Source organism: Flavobacterium procerum (assembly GCF_042431625.1).
Lineage (GTDB): Bacteria > Bacteroidota > Bacteroidia > Flavobacteriales > Flavobacteriaceae > Flavobacterium > Flavobacterium procerum.
On record NZ_JBHLYW010000009.1, the window covers coordinates 636,226 to 654,115 of the forward strand.

The following is a 17,890-nucleotide window of genomic DNA, read 5'->3' on the forward strand; positions in this document are numbered from 1 at the left end:
TTTATTAAAATTTAACACTTAATCCCAATTGCGTAGTTACTGATGCCGGACGGTTTACTCCAAATGGCGAACCTGCCCATTCTGGATCGTAACCATCAAATTTAGTAAATACAAATGGGTCCAAAACATTCACATAAATCCTTAAATTAGTGATTTTCAATCTTTTTAACAATTCTGAATCTAATGTGTATCCTAAAGATATATTTTTGATTTTTACATATGAAGCGTCTCTGTAGTATCCAAATAATGAAGTCCAATATGCCCCGGCTCCAGTTGCTACAGGTCCTGGTCTTGGATTCGTATTATTAGCGTTTGCTTCTATACCTGTACCGTTTGTTGGAATAAAATAATCCATTGCTAATTTTTGGCGCCCTCTATCGCTTACATCAGCAAAGTTTTGGTGAAATGTACTTAATACTGTTTGCCCTTGGCTTGTTAAAACTGAGAAATTAAAATCAAACTGGCCTACAGTTAATTTAGAATACAAACTTCCTTGCCATTCCGGATTTGGATTTCCAATAACAGTTCTATCATCTTGGTTAAATTTACCGTCTCCATTTAGATCTTTTGGTCTTGCTTGTCCAGGAGCCATTCCGTAAGATGCTGCCTGAGCCGCTTCGCTTTCCTGCCAAACTCCATCATACACATAATTATAATTAGGGTTTAACGGAGCTCCAAGTATTAATTTGTTACCTATATCACTTACTTTATCCTGATTGTAAATAGACTCTAATTTGTTTACGTTTTTAGTAAAAGTAAAAGTAGTTTCCCAGTTTACTTTCGCGCTTTTTATATTTTTTGTAGTCAATAATACTTCGACCCCTTTGTTGCTTACAGATCCAACATTGGCAAAAGTATTTTTCCATCCAGATTCTGCTGGTAACTGTTGTTTGTAAATCAAGTCATCTGATAATCTGTCGTAAACATCGATACTACCAGAAATTCTATTTTTTAAGAATCCAAAATCAAGACCTAAATTGTATTCTCTTGTTTTTTCCCAAGTCAAATCAGGATTTGCTAAATTTTCTGACTGCCATCCAGTAACCACATTAGCACCAGCTGCATAAAATGTCTGTTGGTTTAACAATGCCTGAGAAGTATAAGGAGCAACGTTGTCATTTCCTGTGTAACCTAAACTGGCACGAAGTTTTAAATCAGAAACCACTGAACTATTTTGTAAGAAAGATTCTTTACTGATTTTCCAACCTAAAGCTACAGAAGGGAAGCTCTGCCATTTATTTCCTTTTGATAATACTGAAGAACCATCCCATCTTGTTGACGCTGTTACTAAGTACTTATCTTTATAACCATAGTTTAAACGAACAGCATATGAATTTAAAGTGTTTTTTGCGTAAGATGATTTTACAACATAACTCGTTTGAACACCAGATCCCATATTATCAGTTCCTACATCAAAAGGTTGATTATTAGAGTAAAGAGAAGAAAATTCATCAACATTTGAGTATAAACTCTGTAACAACAACAAACTAAAATCATGTACTTCATTAAAAGTATGTTTGATATCAACTTGATTGTCCCATGTATAATTGAAATTGTTGAAATTTTCAAGTGTTGCAGCGTTTTTTCCGTTTAATGTTACACCTGCATTGGTTTGTGCAGTATAGGCTTTTGAATTTTTTGTATCCATAATACCTGCAGCAAAAGTGGTTTTGAACGAAAGCCATTTTAAAGCCTGATACTGGAAATAAGCATTACCAACTGTCTGCCATGTTTTTTCAGTTTGAGAAGAATTGGCAATTTCCATTAAAGGATTTACCGTTGATGTTTTATTAATCGCCCATGAACCATCAGGGTAAGTCAATTTACCAGGTAGAAAAAATAAAGTTCCGACCTTTTCATTTCCGGCTGCATCAATAGCCCATGGAGACATTAATGGACTCAATCTGAAGGCATCCTGCATAGCTAGATCACTTCCTAACTGATTGTCTAATCTGGCAATTGTAACATTAACACCTGTTGAAAATTTATCGTTTATTTTGTGATTTAATCCTAATTTAAAAGAGTATTTATCTGTTGAATCATTATCAATTAAACCTCTGTCGCTTTGAATACCAAATCCTAAGTTGTAGCTCAAACCAGATTCAGAACGTCCTGTAATGTTTAAATAATTATTCTCGGTCATTCCTGATTTCAACACAGCATCATACCAATTAAAATTGTAACCACTATTAGCACGAGAAACCAATAATGGACTCTGATTTCCTGCTAAAGTTGCCAATTGAGCTGGAGTTTGTGTCTGAGGCGTAGCACTCATGTAAGCCACCTGATGGAATTTCCACCATTCTTCTCCGGTCATCATTTTTGGTAATCTTGTTGCGCTTTTGTTTCCGTAAGAAGTATCAAACGTAACACTAATACCTGCTTTTGCACTTGTACCGCTTTTTGTTGTTACAATGATAACCCCATTTGAACCTCTCGAACCATAAATAGCTGCAGAAGAAGCATCTTTTAAAACGTCCATTCTAGCAATATCTTGCGGGTTTAGGAAATCAATTCCGTCCATTGGAACTCCATCTACTACATATAGCGGAGAAGATCCTACTACACTAGGATTGTTCGAATCAGCAATTAATGAATTGTTTCCACGAATAACTACTTTAAATCCATCACCAGCACGTCCAGACGAAGATGATATTTGCACCCCAGGTGTGCTTCCTTGAATTGCTTCAAGAGGATTTACTGTATTTCTTTCGGTTATTGTTGCAGCGCTAATTGTACTTACAGAACCGGTAAGATCGGTCTTCTTAACCGAACCATATCCTACAACTACGACTTCGTTTAATGAATTAGATTGTTCTGCAAGACTTACATTGATTTTTGTTTTTCCAGCCACACTTACTTCCTGCGTTTGAAAGCCTAAATAGCTGATAATTAAAATAGCTTTAGGATTTGTGACGTTAATTTTGAAACTTCCTTCAAAATCTGTCGAACTTCCGTTTTTTGTTCCTTTTTCTTGGATATTAACACCCGGTAACGATAGTCCCGAAGCATCTGTAATTTTTCCTTCAATTGTATTTGACTGTGCACTCATATTGTTGCAAAACAGCAAATTCACGAAAAATAAAAACGCAAGTCTGCATTTTATATTTTTCTGCAATAATTGTTTAATACTCATAATGTGGTTACTTGTTTAGTTAAATTGATAGTTGTTTAGTTTTTAATGGTTTCTACTTTCTTTTCATTGATATAGGTGTTTATAAAGTTTATATTTTTTACATTTTTTAATAAATAGACAGAATCTACCTTTTGAATTTTTACATTTTTAAGTGTAATGTTTTCTACTGGAGATTCTTTATATCCCTCTGCCCAAACGCTGTATTTTCCGCCATTCTTAACAGTTACATTTTCCAGACTTACATTTCTGATCACTGGGATAAAATTTCCAGTTTGCGAACCGTAGACATTGTAAAACATGTTTAATTTTAAAACACATTCTTTTACAGTTCCCACTTCGAGATTTCTTACATATATATTCTCAATGATTCCGCCTCTTCTTGAATTGGTTTTAATTCGAATGGCGCGATCCAGATTCGGACTGTCCATAACACAGTTTTCTACAAAAACATTGTTTACTCCTGCTGATATTTCGCTGCCAATTACCACACCACCGTGTCCGTCAATCATTTTGCAGTTTTGTACGATAATATTTTTGCTTGGAATCGCTACTCTTCTTCCGTCAGCATCTCGGCCGGCTTTGATAGCAATACAGTCATCACCTGTATTGAAAGTGCAATTTTTGATTAAAACATTTTGAGAGTATTCAGGATCACATCCGTCATTATTTGGTCCATGACTGTTTACTCTTACTCCATCAATGATCATATTATTGGTTCTGATAGGATGCAGAATCCAAAAAGGAGAATTTATGACTTTGATGTCTTTTACCAAAACCGTATTGCAATCCATAAATTCAATAAAATTTGGACGAAGGTATCTTCCCTCACCAAAAATTCTTTCTGATACTGGAATTCCTCTCTCAGCCATATCTACTAAAACTTCACGATTTGTTGGGTCATTCTGAGATGGAACTCCTTTTTTCCAACCATAACTTTTAGCTCCAGACCAAATCCACCAGTTTGTATTGTTTGCTTGTCCATTTAAAGTTCCTTTACCTGTAACAGCAACATTAGTCTTGTTTTTAGCATAAATTAAGGGCGAGTAGTTCATTAATTCTGTTCCTTCCCAAGAAGTATGAACAATCGGATAATCTTTAGGATTGATACTAAAAAGAATTTCTGCATTATCTTCTAAATGAAGATTAACATTACTTTCTAAATGAATAGAACCTGTTAGATATTTTCCATTCGGAACAATTACTTTACCACCTCCATTAGCAGCGCATTGTTTTATTGCTTTTTGAAATGCCTCCGTATTTAACGTTTTTCCATCTGCAACAGCTCCAAAATCATTGATATTATAATTCTTATCTTGAAAGTTTGTCTTTGGAAGAGTTTTTACAACTAAATCCATTTCTTTCCATGGATTACTAGAAGAACCAGAAGATGTCTTTTGCGCGCAAGACATAACCATCAAGGCGGCAGCGGTTAAAGACACAATACATTTCAATCTAATAAGCTTATTCTGGATCATTGCGGAGTGTTTTTTATCATTTACGACCAAAAACGTCATAAATTATGTAATCGATTACACGAAAATAGGAAATTTGTTCTGACACACCAAATTTATTTAGAAAAAAAATGTATATTTAATTTTTATTGCAAAAAATAATTACATTTAATGCAAAAAAACATATAATTTATTATCATTGTAGAACTGAAATCGTTTTAAGAAAAGCCTTTGGTAATCGATAACAATTTATATTGAGTTATGAAAAAAAATGTATTTTTGTCTAAAAATAATCTGAAAAACCATTTTTAATGAGCGAAAAAGTAACCATTTACGATATTGCCGAAAAATTAAATATCACTGCTGCTACTGTTTCTAGAGCATTAAATAATAATCCTAAAATAAAAGAGAGCACCCGTGATTTAGTGTTAAAGACTGCCGCTTCTATGAATTACAAGCAAAACAAGCTGGCATTGGCATTAAAAAGCGGCAGAAGCAATAATATAGGTGTTATAGTGCCACGTGTAGACAGCAACTTTTTCGCATCGGTTATCAGGGGAATAGAAGAAGAACTTTATCCTCATGGTTACCAAGTGATTATATGTCAGACTCATGAAAGCACAAAAAGGGAAAATGAAAACCTTCATACTTTGGTAGATGCTCAGGTTGACGGAATTATGATGTCTGTGACTGATGTATCTAATGAAAATGACAGTGCCTTTAGAAATGTTCTCCAAAAAAATGTGCCTTTAATCTTCTTTGACCGAAGCAAACATATCGAAGGAGTAAGCTCTGTTACCATTAACGATTTTAAAGGTGGCTACATGACTACCAAACATTTAATTGATGAAGGTTGTAAATGCATTGCACATTTGTCCGGAGATCAATCACTTGAAATTTTTAAAAATCGTTTTTTAGGATACAAACAGGCTTTACTGGATAACGGAATCCCTTTTAAAGAAGAATACGTTATTTACTCTAAAAGTTCTGTAGATGCAGGAAAAGAAGCTGTTGAAATATTATTAGATTTAGAAACACCACCCGATGCCATTTTTTCTTCAAGTGATTTTGCTGCTTTAGGAGCAATTAAAGAGCTTCAATCCAGAAATATTAGTATTCCAAAGGAATTTTGTGTAGCAGGATTCAGTAACGAACCTTTTACCAAATTCATGGAACTTTCAATCACTTCTGTCGATCAGTCACCGCTTGAAATGGGAAGAATGTCTGCCCGAGTTTTCTTAGAACAAGTTGACAAAACCGATACTATTAAAATTGAAAAAAAGGTCGTGCTTGCACCAGAATTGCATATCCGCAAATCTTCTACGCGAACAATCTTTTAATTGTTTTCACCTATTAAGATAAATAAGCTCATTCATAGTGAGCTTTTTTTGTTGAAAAAAGTTATTTGACTCCGTTGAAGCTTTCTCTATTAGAAAAAAAAAGAGACGCACTGTGCGTCTCTTTACAAACTTTTGTCACTTTGTAACTCTCTACTAAGAGACTAAAGTGAAACTCCTCTTTTCCAAGGAATAAAATCATTTTGATTTAATATTGCTGCTTTAGTTTTTACAGTCCCACTAGCGATATCGATAATAGTTTCAAGCATTTCATCAGCCATTTCTTCGATAGATTTTTCACCTTTGATAATTCCACCAGTGTCAATATCGATAATATCAGACATCTTTGCCGCTAATTCTGAGTTAGAAGATATTTTAACTACAGGTGCAATTGGATTTCCTGTAGGAGTTCCTAAACCTGTTGTAAACAATACCATATTAGCTCCTGACCCTACCATTGCGGTTGTGCACTCAACATCGTTTCCTGGCGTGCATAGCAATGTTAATCCTGGCTCGTTAATATACTCACCGTAATCATAAACACCTGCAATTGGAGATGTCCCACCTTTTTTAGCAGCTCCTGCAGATTTCATAGCATCAGTAATCAAACCGTCTTTAATGTTTCCAGGAGAAGGATTCATGTCAAATCCTGAACCAGCGTCAACAACTGTTTTTTCGTACCATTTCATCAAATCCAAGAAACGCTTTCCATCCTCGTCATCCACACAACGGTTTACTAATTCTTGCTCTACACCACATAATTCAGGAAACTCAGAAAGAATCGTTGTTCCTCCTAATGCAGCCAACTTATCAGACAACACTCCTAAAGTTGGATTAGCAGAAATTCCAGAGAATCCATCAGATCCACCGCACTCTAAACCAATTCTTAGTTTAGATAATGGTGCTGGTTCTCTCTTAATTTCATTTGCCTTTTTAATAGCTTCAAAAGTATCTTTTACAACACTACTCAACATCGTTTCAATCGTTCCGATAGATTGCTGATCGTAAATCAAAACAGGCTTTTTACTATTTGGATTAATTGCATCTAATGCATCTTTGAAAATCTGAATCTGAAGATTCTGACATCCTAAGCTTAACACAGTCGCACCAGCAACGTTTGGATTGTTTACATAACCAGCTAAAAGTTTAGCCAAGCTATGAGAATCCTGACGAATTCCACCGCACCCACCTTGATGTGTAATAAATTTAACTTCAATATTGTTAAACAAATTAGCATCGTTAGAAGCAGCCTCATTTCCAGCACCTCCCGTTTCTGACTTCACTAAAGAACGAAGTAACAATTGATAATCGTTTTCTTTAGGCTTCATCAACTCTTTCTCAAAAATATCTTTCAAGATTTCGATGTTTCTGTTTTCACAGAATACTAATGGAAAAAACAACCATACATTTTCTGTTCCAACCTGTCCATCTTCTCTGTGATAGCCCTGCCACGTTCTGTCTTTCCATTTATCAACATTTGGTGCAGACCAGCCAATCGTTTCAGTTTTGCCGGTTACTTTGTCACTTTCGTGCTTAACATTGGCAGTAGAAAGCAATCCTCCTTTTTCGATTCTTGCACTCGCTTTACCTACCAATACACCATACATAATGATTCTGTCTCCTACATTAAAAGGAACCATTGCAATCTTATGTTTCATTTTTACATCAGACTCAACAGTAATTGATTCTCCTTCAAAATCAATTACTTCGCCTGCTGTAAGATTCACCAAAGCTACTGCAACATTATCAGTAGGGTGAACTTTAATTAATTTTTTCTGCGCTGCCATAATCAACCTTTGTCTTTGTTTTTTTTGTTTTTCTTTTATTTTAAATAGTTGAGTAAAATTGAAATGATACAATTTTTCTCAACATCTTAGATTTAAATCTGCATAAATCTGTGTGAAAAAATCGATGAGCAAAAAATATTTCACACAGATTTTAAAAGATTTCAGCAGATCAAATTAGATTTTACTTTATTATTTTATTCTTTCTTGAAACTTAACAAAGCCAGCTTCAATTCCGCTTGAATCTATTTCTTCTAAAGCAATTGTAATCGCTCTAGTTAATCCTGGAATTTCAGTTAAATCCACATCCCAGAAACCTTTATTTTGCAATGTTAAACGAGCAATTTTCTCATAGTCATCAGACTTCCAAAGTCCGTTGAAGAATGCTGTAATATCTTCACTGTCTTTAACCGGTAAACTTTGACCATTCCAATTTCCTTTGTAGAAACGAATTAAACTCGCAAATGAAAACGTCAAATTAACAGGTAGTTTTTTATTAGCATTAACATATCCTAATAAACTAGGCAAAACTCTTACTTTGAATTTCGACACAGAATTTAATGCAATATCAGCAAGTGCATGTTTGATAAATGGATTTTTAAATCGATCCATTACTTCCTCAGAATAGGCCGTAATTTCATTTTTGTCCATATCAAGAGTTTCACTAATTTCACTAATGACACTATTTACAAATTTTCCAGTAAAATCTCCGTTAACAGTTTCCATTACTAATTTATTACCATGCAAAAGTGAAAAAGGAACCATTGCCGTATGCGCACCGTTTAAAATACGAACTTTAATCATTTTAAAAGGACGTATATCATCAACGATTTTTACATTCAAATCTGTCTTGTGAAAAGGCAATTTTGCTTTTAAATCATCTCCACCTTCAATAGCCCAAAGGAAAAAAGGTTCAGCCGCAACAATTAAATTGTCCTGATAATCTAATTTACTATTGTATTCTTCAATTTCAGCTCTTGGATATCCAGGAACAATTCTGTCAACCAAAGTACTATGATATGTACAAGCATCTGATACCCAAATTTTAAATGTATCTTCTAATTTCCACAAATCAACATATTGTAAAATATATTTTTTAAGCGTCTCAGAGTTATAATCAATTAATTCACAAGGAATTATTGTAACTCCTTTAGAAGCATCTCCATTAAAATGTTTAAATCTTTCATATAATAAAACCGTCAATTTTGCAGGAAATGACACTGGTGGCTGCATCTCTGGAGTATCACTTTCAATAAATTCAATTCCAGCTTCTGTAGTATTAGAAACAATAAACTGAAGTTCTTCTTCTTTAGCTAAAGCTAAATAATTTGCAAATTCAGTATATGGGTTTACAGTTTTTACGATATTATCAATTAACTCAATATCTTGTATCTTTTCACCTTTTTTGATTCCGTTCATAAACAAGGTATAAAGACCGTCCTGATCATTAATCATATTTACCATACCGTCTTTCAAAGGTTGAACTATTGCAATACCAGCATTAAAATCAACTTCTTTATTTAGTCTGTAAAAAGCATAATCAACAAAGGCTCTTAAAAAGTTGCCTTCTCCAAACTGAACCACCTTAATTGGCTGTAACTTTTCTAATCCCGTATTTATTCTATTTAATTTTTTCATTTTAAATTTTCTTCTTGTAAAGCGTTACAAATAACCACTATAAACCTTATTTTTCTACTTTGTTTTCTAAATTGTAAAAGAAACATCACACTTAAAACAAAACCTGCTGTGAGGAGTGACAAGCTTAATTACTCAAGCGCAATGTTCAATTACAATCTCTAAAATCTAAAAAAAACGTATCTAAATAAGGAGTTGGCATGATTACTCCTTATTTATTTTTTTCTAATGTCTTTAATTATATCAAGAACCTCACTCACTTTTTTGGTCAGTCCGTCAAAATCTTTACTGTCTAAAAGATCTTTCGAAATAAGCTGCGACCCTAACCCAACGCAAGTTGCACCCGCATTGAGCCATGAGCTTAAACTTTCAACAGTTGGATAAACACCTCCAGTAGGCATAATGTTTGTCCATGGGCATGGTCCCTTTATTGCTTTAATAAATTCTGGTCCATAAATATCCGCAGGAAATAATTTTACGATTTCACATCCTAATTCTTCAGCTCTTGCAATTTCTGTCAAAGTACCGCAACCAGGAGACCAAAGTACTTTTCTGCGGTTACAAGCAATTGCAATATCTTCTCTAAAAACAGGTGTGACAATAAAATTTGCACCTAAACTCATATACAAAGAAGCCGAAGCTGCATCTGTAATAGATCCTACACCCAACATCATTCCTGGAAGTTCTGCTAAAGCATATTTATTTAAAGCCCCGAAAACTTCATGGGCAAAATCACCTCTGCTAGTAAATTCCATTAATCTGGAACCTCCGTCATAACATGCTTTTAAAACTTTCTTGCTGACTTCTATATCTGAATGAAAAAACAACGGAACCATTCCGTTTTCTTTCATTTGAGCAGCTACTTCTATTCTTGAATATTTTGCCATTTTTCTCTATTTATCTTGATACTAATGCAGAACCATCACCATCAATCATATTTTCAACTTCTTTTAATGTAACTAAATTATAATCTCCAGCAATAGTATGTTTTAAGCAACAAGCCGCTACAGCAAAATCTAAAGCTCTCTGATTATTATTCTGATATTCTAATAAACCGTAAATCAATCCGCCCATAAAAGCGTCACCACTTCCAACTCTATCTACAACTGGCGTTACTTCTTTTACAGTTGCACTATAAATTGCTTTTCCGTCATATAAAATTCCACCAATTCTTTGATGAGAAGCACTTACAGAATAACGAAGTGTCGTCGCAGCAATTTTAAGATTCGGAATCAATTCAAACAACTTATTATAAACAGCTGGAAGTGTTTTTTCATCCTGATAATTTGGATTTACCTTAGGAATTCCAAGCATAAAATAGGCAGTATCAATATCTCCTAAAATTATATTGCTGTATTTAAGCATCTCTGGCATTACTTCGCTTGGAGTTTTGCCATACTGCCAAAGTTTTGATCTATAATTTAAATCGCACGAAATTTTAATTCCTAATTTATGAGCTGTCTGAATAGCTTCTAAACAAGCTTCTGCAGCACTTTGAGAAATTGCAGGCGTAATACCGCTCCAATGAAACCACTCAGCGCCTTCCAAAACTTTTTCCCAGTCAATCTGACCTTTTTGTATCGTTGACATAGCACTGTGCGCACGATCATACACAACATTACTGCCACGTGTCCCTGCACCAGTTTCTAAGAAATAGATTCCTAAACGCTCTCCTCCATAAACAATGTTTTTAGATTCGACATTCATTTTTCTCATTTCTCTTAATGCAGAAAAACCGATTTCATTTTCAGGTAATCTCGTAACAAATTCAGCATTTACACCATAATTTGCTAATGAAACACATACGTTAAATTCTCCTCCACCATATGTAGCACCAAATGCCGTAGATTGTGAAAAACGTAAATGTCTCTCCGTCGAAAGACGAAGCATGATTTCTCCAAATGCAACTACTCTACTCATACTATCTTTTTTATATTTTACCCTTGAGGTATTTTTCATTTCACCATTAAGAGATTAAGAAAATTAAGCTTAAACCTTTTTTTAAATTCTATACTTCAAAATTTAAGTTTATTAAGCATTTCTGCTTCATTATCTTTTTATTTTAAAATTAATTTAAGCTCAAAAACTTAATTTTCTTAATCTCTTAATGGTTAAAAAAAATTAAAATTTGAAATATTCTTTTGCGTTGTTGTATGAAATATCAGAAACCAATTTTCCAATCCATTCCATATCATTTGGCAATTCTCCTCTTTTGATTTCATCTCCAAGAAGATTACATAAAATACGTCTGAAATATTCGTGTCTTGGGAATGATAAGAAACTTCTTGAATCTGTCAACATTCCAACAAAACAGCTAATCAAGCCCATGTTTGAAAGCGCATTCAATTGTTTAGTCATTCCATCTTTTTGATCTAAGAACCACCATCCTGATCCAAATTGTACTTTTCCGCGAACGCTTCCGTCGTTAAAGTTTCCAATCATAGTTGCCATAACTTCGTTATCGGCAGGATTCAAGTTATAAATAATAGTTTTAGTCAATTTATCTTTACTGTCTAAAGCATTTAAAAAGCCAGACAATTTTTGTGCTTGCGGATAATCTCCTATAGAATCCCATCCTGTATCTGGGCCTAAGATTCTGTGCATACGTGCATTGTTGTTACGCAACGCACCTAAGTGAAACTGCTGTACCCATCCAAACTCGTGATACGTTTCGCATAAGAAAATCAAAACGGCACTTTGGAATTTTAGCGCTTCTTCTGGAGACAATTCTCCATTTTCTCTTTTCTTTTTGAAAATAGCGTTGATTTCGCTTTCTGTAAAGCTTTCGAAGTAAATCTGATCCAAACCGTGGTCACTTAATTTACATCCGTTTGCATTAAAGAATTCGATTCTTTTTCTTAATGCTGTCAATAAATCAGCATAAGTATTAATTGCAACTCCGGACACATCCCCTAATGTGTCCAGATATGCATTATAACCATCATTAGCAATTAAGATGGCTTTATCAGGTCTGAAAGCCGTACTCATCTTGATTCCAGTTGAGTTGTTTGCGAATTTTTGGTGAAATTCTAAAGAATCAATTGGATCTTCTGTAGTACAAACTAATTCAGCGTTTACTTTTTTAAGAAGGTTTTGAGTGCTATAAGCCTGAGAATTTATCTTTTCTGAAGTTTCAAGATAGATTTTTTCAGCTGACTTTTCATTCAACAAATCATAAATATCAAAATAACGAGCCAACTCTAAATGTGTCCAGTGGTATAATGGATTACGCATGGAGTACGGAACTGTTTTTGCCCAGTTTAAGAATTTATCTTTATCCGATCCATTTCCTGTTACAAACTGCTCGTTGATTCCTAAAGTACGCATTGCACGCCATTTGTAGTGATCACCATTGATCCAAACTTGTGTAATATTGTCGAAGATTTTGTCTTCGGCAATAAACTGCGGATTTAAGTGATTATGGTAATCAATAATTGGCTGATTTTTAGAGTAATTGTGGTATAACTCTTCAGCATATTTATTTTCTAATAAAAAATTATCGTTTATGAATGTCTGGCTCATGTCTTTTTAAATATAATTTGAAAATTATTCTTCGTTTGAAGGTTTTCCGATTGTAGCAAGGATTCCTCCATCAACATATAAAATGTGACCATTTACAAAATCACTAGCTTTTGATGATAAAAATATTGCTGCTCCGGCTAAATCGCTTGGGTCTCCCCATTTTGCTGCTGGCGTTCTGCTGATGATAAAATCATTAAAAGGATGTCCATCAACTCTAATTGGTTTCGTTTGCTCAGTTGCAAAATATCCAGGTCCGATTCCGTTAATCTGAACATTGTATTTCGCCCATTCTGTTGCCATATTTTTGGTAAGCATTTTTAAACCGCCTTTTGCAGCAGCATAAGCAGAAACGGTATTTCTACCCAACTCACTCATCATAGAACAGATGTTGATTATTTTTCCTTGTCTTCTTTCAATCATTCCTTTAGCAACATGCTTAGAAACAATAAACGGACTTACTAAATCTATATCAACCACTTCTCTGAAATCTGAAACTTCCATATCAAGCAACGGAATTCTTTTGATAATTCCAGCATTGTTAATTAAGATGTCGATCGCCCCAACTTCACTTTCAATTTTTTGAACAGCTGTTTTAACTTCCTCTTCTTCTGTTACATTAAATTTGTAACCGACAGCATTGATTCCTTCGCTTTTTAATGCTACGACAGCACTATCAATTTTTTCCTGAGAAGAATTTCCATTTACAACAATTGTTGCACCCGCTTGACCTAATCCTTTTGCCATTGCCATTCCCAGTCCGTGTGTACTTCCTGTGATAAGGGCAACTTTTCCTTTTATATCAAATAAATTTGTCATTTTCTTATCTTAAATCAGTGATTTTACAAACATCCATATCTCCGTAATCTAAATTCTCACCAGCCATTCCCCAGATAAAAGTATAATTACTAGTCCCTGAACCTGAGTGAATTGACCAAGGTGGAGAAATTACTGCTTGATGATTATTCATCCAGATATGTCTTGTTTCCTGTGGCTGTCCCATAAAATGGCAAACAGCTTGGTTTTCTGGAATATCTAAATAGAAATACACTTCCATTCTACGATCGTGGACGTGTGCTGGCATTGTATTCCAAACACTTCCTGGTTTTAATTCCGTCATTCCCATTTGTAATTGGCAAGTTGTAACCACACTTCCAATAATCATTTGATTTACTGTACGATGATTTGCCGTTTCCATAGTTCCCAACTGCAATTTATTCGCTTCTGCTAAACTTACTTTTTTAGTTGGGTAAGTGGTATGTGCTGGTGCAGAGTTTAAATAGAATTTAGCTGGGTTGTTTTTATCATCGCTTTTAAAAACGACTTCTTTATTGCCAGCTCCGATATACAAAGCATCTTTAAAACCTAACTCATAAGCAGTTCCTTCAACTACCACAGAACCACTTCCTCCAACATTGATGATACCTAATTCTCTTCTTTCTAAAAAATACGGAGCTTTAAGCGGATCTATTGTTTCCAAAAGCAAATCGCCCTTTACAGGAACTGCAGAACCTGCAATATATCGATCGTAGTGCGAGTAAACCAATACAACTTCATCCTCTTGCATTAAATCATCAATTAAGAATTCATCTCTCAACTGTTGCGTGTCGTATTTCTTAACTGCATCTGGGCTTGACGCGTATCTTGAACTATATTTTGTCATAATTTTTTATTTAATGTAATCGATTGCACAAAATTATATTTTTATATTTAAAAACCATAATTCAAACAAAAATTTATTTCAATTTTCATTTAAAATTACAATTCAACTTTTTTCATTCTAGGAACCAGAACATGCATAATTAGCCATGCTGACAAATATGATGCTCCGCAAATGCAGAACATAATAAAATACCCCGTTTCTATCTTTCCTATTTTAGTGTAATAAACAAACATATTTTTCTGAACCAGCACAGTCAAAAGAATTCCTCCCAAAGCTCCAAACATTCCTCCTATTCCTGTAACAGATGCCGTTGCATTCTTTGGAAACATATCTGAAACTGTTGTGAAAATGTTAGCGCTCCACGCCTGATGCGCAGAAACCGCCAAACCAATCACCAATATCGCCAGCCATATGTTTATTGCACCTAAATACTGCGAAAACAAAACAGGCAGCACTGCAATGGCATAAATCAGCATACTGGTTTTACGAGCCTTGTAAGCTGGCCAACTGTTATTTATTAACCTTAACGGAAGCCAGCCTCCGCCAATGCTTCCAACACTGCCAATCATATATACTAAGGCGCAAGGCCAGATAATCTCTGTTGCTGATAACTTATACTGCTTCATCAGAAAATCGGGCAGCCAGAAGAGATAAAACCACCATACTGGATCAGTAAGCAGTTTGCCAATAGCAAAAGCCCAAGTCTGGCGAAAAGAAAGCAATTTAAGCCATGAAACTTTTTCTTCCTTTTCATTCGCTTGTTCTTCACCAGCTACTTGATCAGAAATTATGTATTCTAATTCTGCCTGAGACAATCTTTTTTGCTTTTGCGGAACTTCATACAAAAGAAACCAAAGTCCAAGCCATACAAATCCAACTATTCCTGTTAGAATAAAAGCCCACTGCCAGCCAAAATGTTCTGCAACATACGGAACAGTTAATGGGACTATAATTGCGCCTATATTGCTTCCTGAATTGAAAAGCCCTGTTGCCAATGCTCTTTCCTTCTGCGGAAACCATTCTGCAGTAGCTTTAATCGCTGCTGGGAAATTTCCGGCTTCTGTAACTCCCAAAAACACACGTGCAATTAAAAAGCCTCCAGTTCCTGTTGCCAATGCATGACCAATGGCCGCTAAACTCCATAAACCGGTTGCAATTGCATAACCGATTTTTGTACCCAATTTATCAATAATACCACCCGCAATCAGCATTCCGAATGCATAGGCTATTTTAAAAGCTAATTCTATATTCGAATAATCTATAACCTCCTGTTCTGGTGTCCAATGAAAAGCTTCTGCTAAAAAAGGACGAAGGTAACTTATTACATTTCTATCTAAATAATTTACTGTAGTTGCAAAAAAGACTAAACCGCAAATTGTCCAGCGGTATTTCCCAATTGCTGCATTAGTTTGGTTCATAATTAGTTTTGATTGGTTTAGGTTGGTTAGTTAGTATTCAGATCGTGGTTAAAGATCTGTAATTGGTCTGTATTTTGGCACTAATGTTTTCATTACAATCCATCCTGTCAAATAGCAGACTGCACAGATTGAAAAAATTATCATATAGCCAGTGTTTATTCCGTTTACAACATTTTCTCCAGCAGTTGTAAGTGATTTTAAGAACTCCTCTAAATTCCCTACTCCTTTTTCAGCCAAAAAAGCTTTTTCTGTTACTGCATCTTGAAACTGCGGATATTTTTCTAATAATGGCTGACCGTTTATGGTGCTCCAATTTCTTTGTGTAAAATCAAACAATACACCAGAACCCTTGTTTATAAGCGTAGAGCCGATTCCTCCTGCTAATCCTCCGATACCTGTAATCGTCGCGATTGCTTTCTTTGGGAACATATCTCCTACTGTTGTAAAAATATTTGCCGACCAAGATTGGTGTGCAGCTCCTGCGATTCCGATAATGATAACCGGCACCCAATAGCTAATGTAACCTAAAGGCTGAGCCGCTAAAGCCAACAAAGGGAAAAAGGCAAAAATAAGCATTGCTCTCATTCTTCCTTCGTAAGGATTCATGCCTTTTTTCTCTACAAAATAAGTCGGCAACCATCCTCCGATAATTGACAATAAAGTAATCATATAAAGAACAAACAATGGCAAAGCTGCTTGTGTAGAATCCATTCCATAAACAGAACTCAAGTAGGCTGGTGTCCAGAATAAAAAGAACCACCAAACACCGTCAGTCATGAATTTTCCAAATGCAAAAGCCCACGTTTGTTTGTATTTAAAACAATCTGCTAAAGAAACTTTTGAACTTTTTTCTGAAACACCTCCTGCTAATGCACCATCTACTATATCATCTTGCTGAATATAAGCCAACTCTTCTGGAGTTACTTTTGAATGTTTTTCTGGCTTATCATACATAAACATCCAGAATCCCATCCAAATAAATCCTAAAGCTCCAATAATGATAAATGCCATTTCCCAACCAAAAGATTTAGCAATAAACGGAATTGTAACTGGTGCAGCTAAAGCTCCAACTGTTGCTCCTGCATTAAAAATACTAGTCGCAAAAGCCCTGTCTTTTTTAGGAAAATATTCTGCCGTGGTTTTAATAGCAGCAGGAAAGTTTCCTGCTTCTCCTACAGCTAGAACAAAACGTGCAAAAATAAACAAAGCAACGCTCACATTGATTACTAAGGCAGTATCCTGAACGGTGCTTATTATTTCTTTTGACCCATGAAAACCAACAAACCAATCGCCTGTTATGATTCCTGACGTAGCAATACCACAGAAAGCATGAAGACAGGCTCCGATAGACCAAATTCCGATTGCCCACAGAAATCCTTTTTTCGTATCCAACCAATCTACAAATCGACCAGCAAACAACAATGAAACAGCATAAAATATAGAAAACAAAGCAGTTATATCTCCATAATCACTATTGGTCCAATGAAATTCTGGAGCGATAAAATCTTTCCATGTTAAAGAAAGTACTTGTCTGTCTAAATAATTGATGGTTGTTGCAAAAAACAGTAGTGCACAAATACTCCAACGGTATTTTCCTGCAGATTTAATGGTGTTGTTCGTAGAAACGGCATCGGTTTGATTCATGATAGTCGGTAGTGTAAAATTTATAATTTTTGGCGATTTGAGTTCAATTTCATAAGTTCATTAAATTAATTAAAAATCAAATCTTTAAACAATTAAAAATAAAATAATGTAATCGATTGCACAAATATAGTTTTTAATCTCTATATTCCAAATTAATTGTATAAAAAATTATTTTAACGCCTAAAATAAACATATCATTTAAAAATAGGCTTACAAAATTACACATTAAATAATATATTTGTTAAAAGTTATCCTTGAAAATTCATTCGTTTTTGGGTACAAAATTGTCCAATACAAACTCTT

At 34.7% G+C, this 17,890-nt stretch carries 12 protein-coding genes; 1 reads left to right on the forward strand and 11 read right to left on the reverse strand.

Features of this window, described 5'->3' with window-relative positions; translation table 11 throughout:
- Positions 1–4 precede the first annotated feature (4 nt).
- Positions 5–3,052 (reverse strand): SusC/RagA family TonB-linked outer membrane protein, encoded by a 3,048-nt coding sequence (locus ACFFLS_RS13855; RefSeq protein WP_379682179.1) that lies wholly within the window; start codon positions 3,050–3,052, stop codon positions 5–7.
- Positions 3,053–3,171: 119 nt separating this feature from the next.
- On the reverse strand, positions 3,172–4,611 hold the full coding sequence (locus tag ACFFLS_RS13860) for a glycoside hydrolase family 28 protein (RefSeq protein ID WP_379682180.1): 1,440 nt from the start codon (positions 4,609–4,611) through the stop codon (positions 3,172–3,174).
- Positions 4,612–4,898: 287 nt separating this feature from the next.
- On the opposite strand from ACFFLS_RS13860, the gene ACFFLS_RS13865 reads away from it, so the two are divergent.
- Positions 4,899–5,927, forward strand: coding sequence for a LacI family DNA-binding transcriptional regulator (locus tag ACFFLS_RS13865; protein WP_379682181.1), 1,029 nt, complete (start codon positions 4,899–4,901; stop codon positions 5,925–5,927).
- Between the two features lie 161 nt (positions 5,928–6,088).
- Here the strand turns inward: ACFFLS_RS13865 and ACFFLS_RS13870 are convergent, their stop codons facing one another.
- The 9 genes from ACFFLS_RS13870 to ACFFLS_RS13910 all read right to left on the reverse strand — a co-directional run bounded on the left by ACFFLS_RS13870 (position 6,089) and on the right by ACFFLS_RS13910 (position 17,587).
- Positions 6,089–7,711: a UxaA family hydrolase gene (locus tag ACFFLS_RS13870; protein ID WP_379682182.1), complete on the reverse strand. Its 1,623-nt coding sequence runs from the start codon at positions 7,709–7,711 to the stop codon at positions 6,089–6,091.
- A 189-nt stretch (positions 7,712–7,900) separates the two neighbouring features.
- Entirely contained in the window at positions 7,901–9,346 is a 1,446-nt protein-coding gene (locus ACFFLS_RS13875; protein WP_379682183.1) for a tagaturonate reductase, read from the reverse strand.
- Between the two features lie 212 nt (positions 9,347–9,558).
- On the reverse strand, positions 9,559–10,230 hold the full coding sequence (locus ACFFLS_RS13880) for a bifunctional 4-hydroxy-2-oxoglutarate aldolase/2-dehydro-3-deoxy-phosphogluconate aldolase (protein WP_379682184.1): 672 nt from the start codon (positions 10,228–10,230) through the stop codon (positions 9,559–9,561).
- Between the two features lie 10 nt (positions 10,231–10,240).
- Positions 10,241–11,263: a PfkB family carbohydrate kinase gene (locus ACFFLS_RS13885; protein ID WP_379682185.1), complete on the reverse strand. Its 1,023-nt coding sequence runs from the start codon at positions 11,261–11,263 to the stop codon at positions 10,241–10,243.
- Positions 11,264–11,464: 201 nt separating this feature from the next.
- Positions 11,465–12,865 (reverse strand): glucuronate isomerase, encoded by a 1,401-nt coding sequence (gene uxaC / locus ACFFLS_RS13890; RefSeq protein WP_379682186.1) that lies wholly within the window; start codon positions 12,863–12,865, stop codon positions 11,465–11,467.
- Between the two features lie 24 nt (positions 12,866–12,889).
- Positions 12,890–13,681 carry a gluconate 5-dehydrogenase gene (locus ACFFLS_RS13895; protein ID WP_379682187.1) on the reverse strand — a complete coding sequence of 264 codons (792 nt, stop codon included), beginning with the start codon at positions 13,679–13,681 and terminating at the stop codon, positions 12,890–12,892.
- Between the two features lie 4 nt (positions 13,682–13,685).
- The gene (gene kduI / locus ACFFLS_RS13900) at positions 13,686–14,525 is read right to left on the reverse strand and encodes a 5-dehydro-4-deoxy-D-glucuronate isomerase (protein ID WP_379682188.1); all 840 of its coding nucleotides are present in this window, start codon (positions 14,523–14,525) and stop codon (positions 13,686–13,688) included.
- 95 nt (positions 14,526–14,620) lie between these two features.
- Positions 14,621–15,943, reverse strand: a complete 1,323-nt coding sequence (locus tag ACFFLS_RS13905; protein ID WP_379682189.1) for an MFS transporter — start codon at positions 15,941–15,943, stop codon at positions 14,621–14,623.
- Between the two features lie 48 nt (positions 15,944–15,991).
- Entirely contained in the window at positions 15,992–17,587 is a 1,596-nt protein-coding gene (locus ACFFLS_RS13910) for an MFS transporter (RefSeq protein ID WP_379682190.1), read from the reverse strand.
- Positions 17,588–17,890 lie beyond the last annotated feature (303 nt).

Bases quoted from the DNA above. Each gene is read 5' to 3' on its own strand.
- ACFFLS_RS13895 (WP_379682187.1), bottom strand. From the start codon at position 13,681: ATGACAAATTTATTTGATATAAAAGGAAAAGTTGCCCTTATCACAGGA.
- uxaC (WP_379682186.1), bottom strand. From the start codon at position 12,865: ATGAGCCAGACATTCATAAACGATAATTTTTTATTAGAAAATAAATAT.
- kduI (WP_379682188.1), bottom strand. From the start codon at position 14,525: ATGACAAAATATAGTTCAAGATACGCGTCAAGCCCAGATGCAGTTAAG.
- ACFFLS_RS13885 (WP_379682185.1), bottom strand. From the start codon at position 11,263: ATGAGTAGAGTAGTTGCATTTGGAGAAATCATGCTTCGTCTTTCGACG.
- ACFFLS_RS13910 (WP_379682190.1), bottom strand. From the start codon at position 17,587: ATGAATCAAACCGATGCCGTTTCTACGAACAACACCATTAAATCTGCA.
- ACFFLS_RS13880 (WP_379682184.1), bottom strand. From the start codon at position 10,230: ATGGCAAAATATTCAAGAATAGAAGTAGCTGCTCAAATGAAAGAAAAC.
- ACFFLS_RS13875 (WP_379682183.1), bottom strand. From the start codon at position 9,346: ATGAAAAAATTAAATAGAATAAATACGGGATTAGAAAAGTTACAGCCA.
- ACFFLS_RS13905 (WP_379682189.1), bottom strand. From the start codon at position 15,943: ATGAACCAAACTAATGCAGCAATTGGGAAATACCGCTGGACAATTTGC.
- ACFFLS_RS13865 (WP_379682181.1), top strand. From the start codon at position 4,899: ATGAGCGAAAAAGTAACCATTTACGATATTGCCGAAAAATTAAATATC.
- ACFFLS_RS13870 (WP_379682182.1), bottom strand. From the start codon at position 7,711: ATGGCAGCGCAGAAAAAATTAATTAAAGTTCACCCTACTGATAATGTT.
- ACFFLS_RS13860 (WP_379682180.1), bottom strand. From the start codon at position 4,611: ATGATCCAGAATAAGCTTATTAGATTGAAATGTATTGTGTCTTTAACC.
- ACFFLS_RS13855 (WP_379682179.1), bottom strand. From the start codon at position 3,052: ATGAGTGCACAGTCAAATACAATTGAAGGAAAAATTACAGATGCTTCG.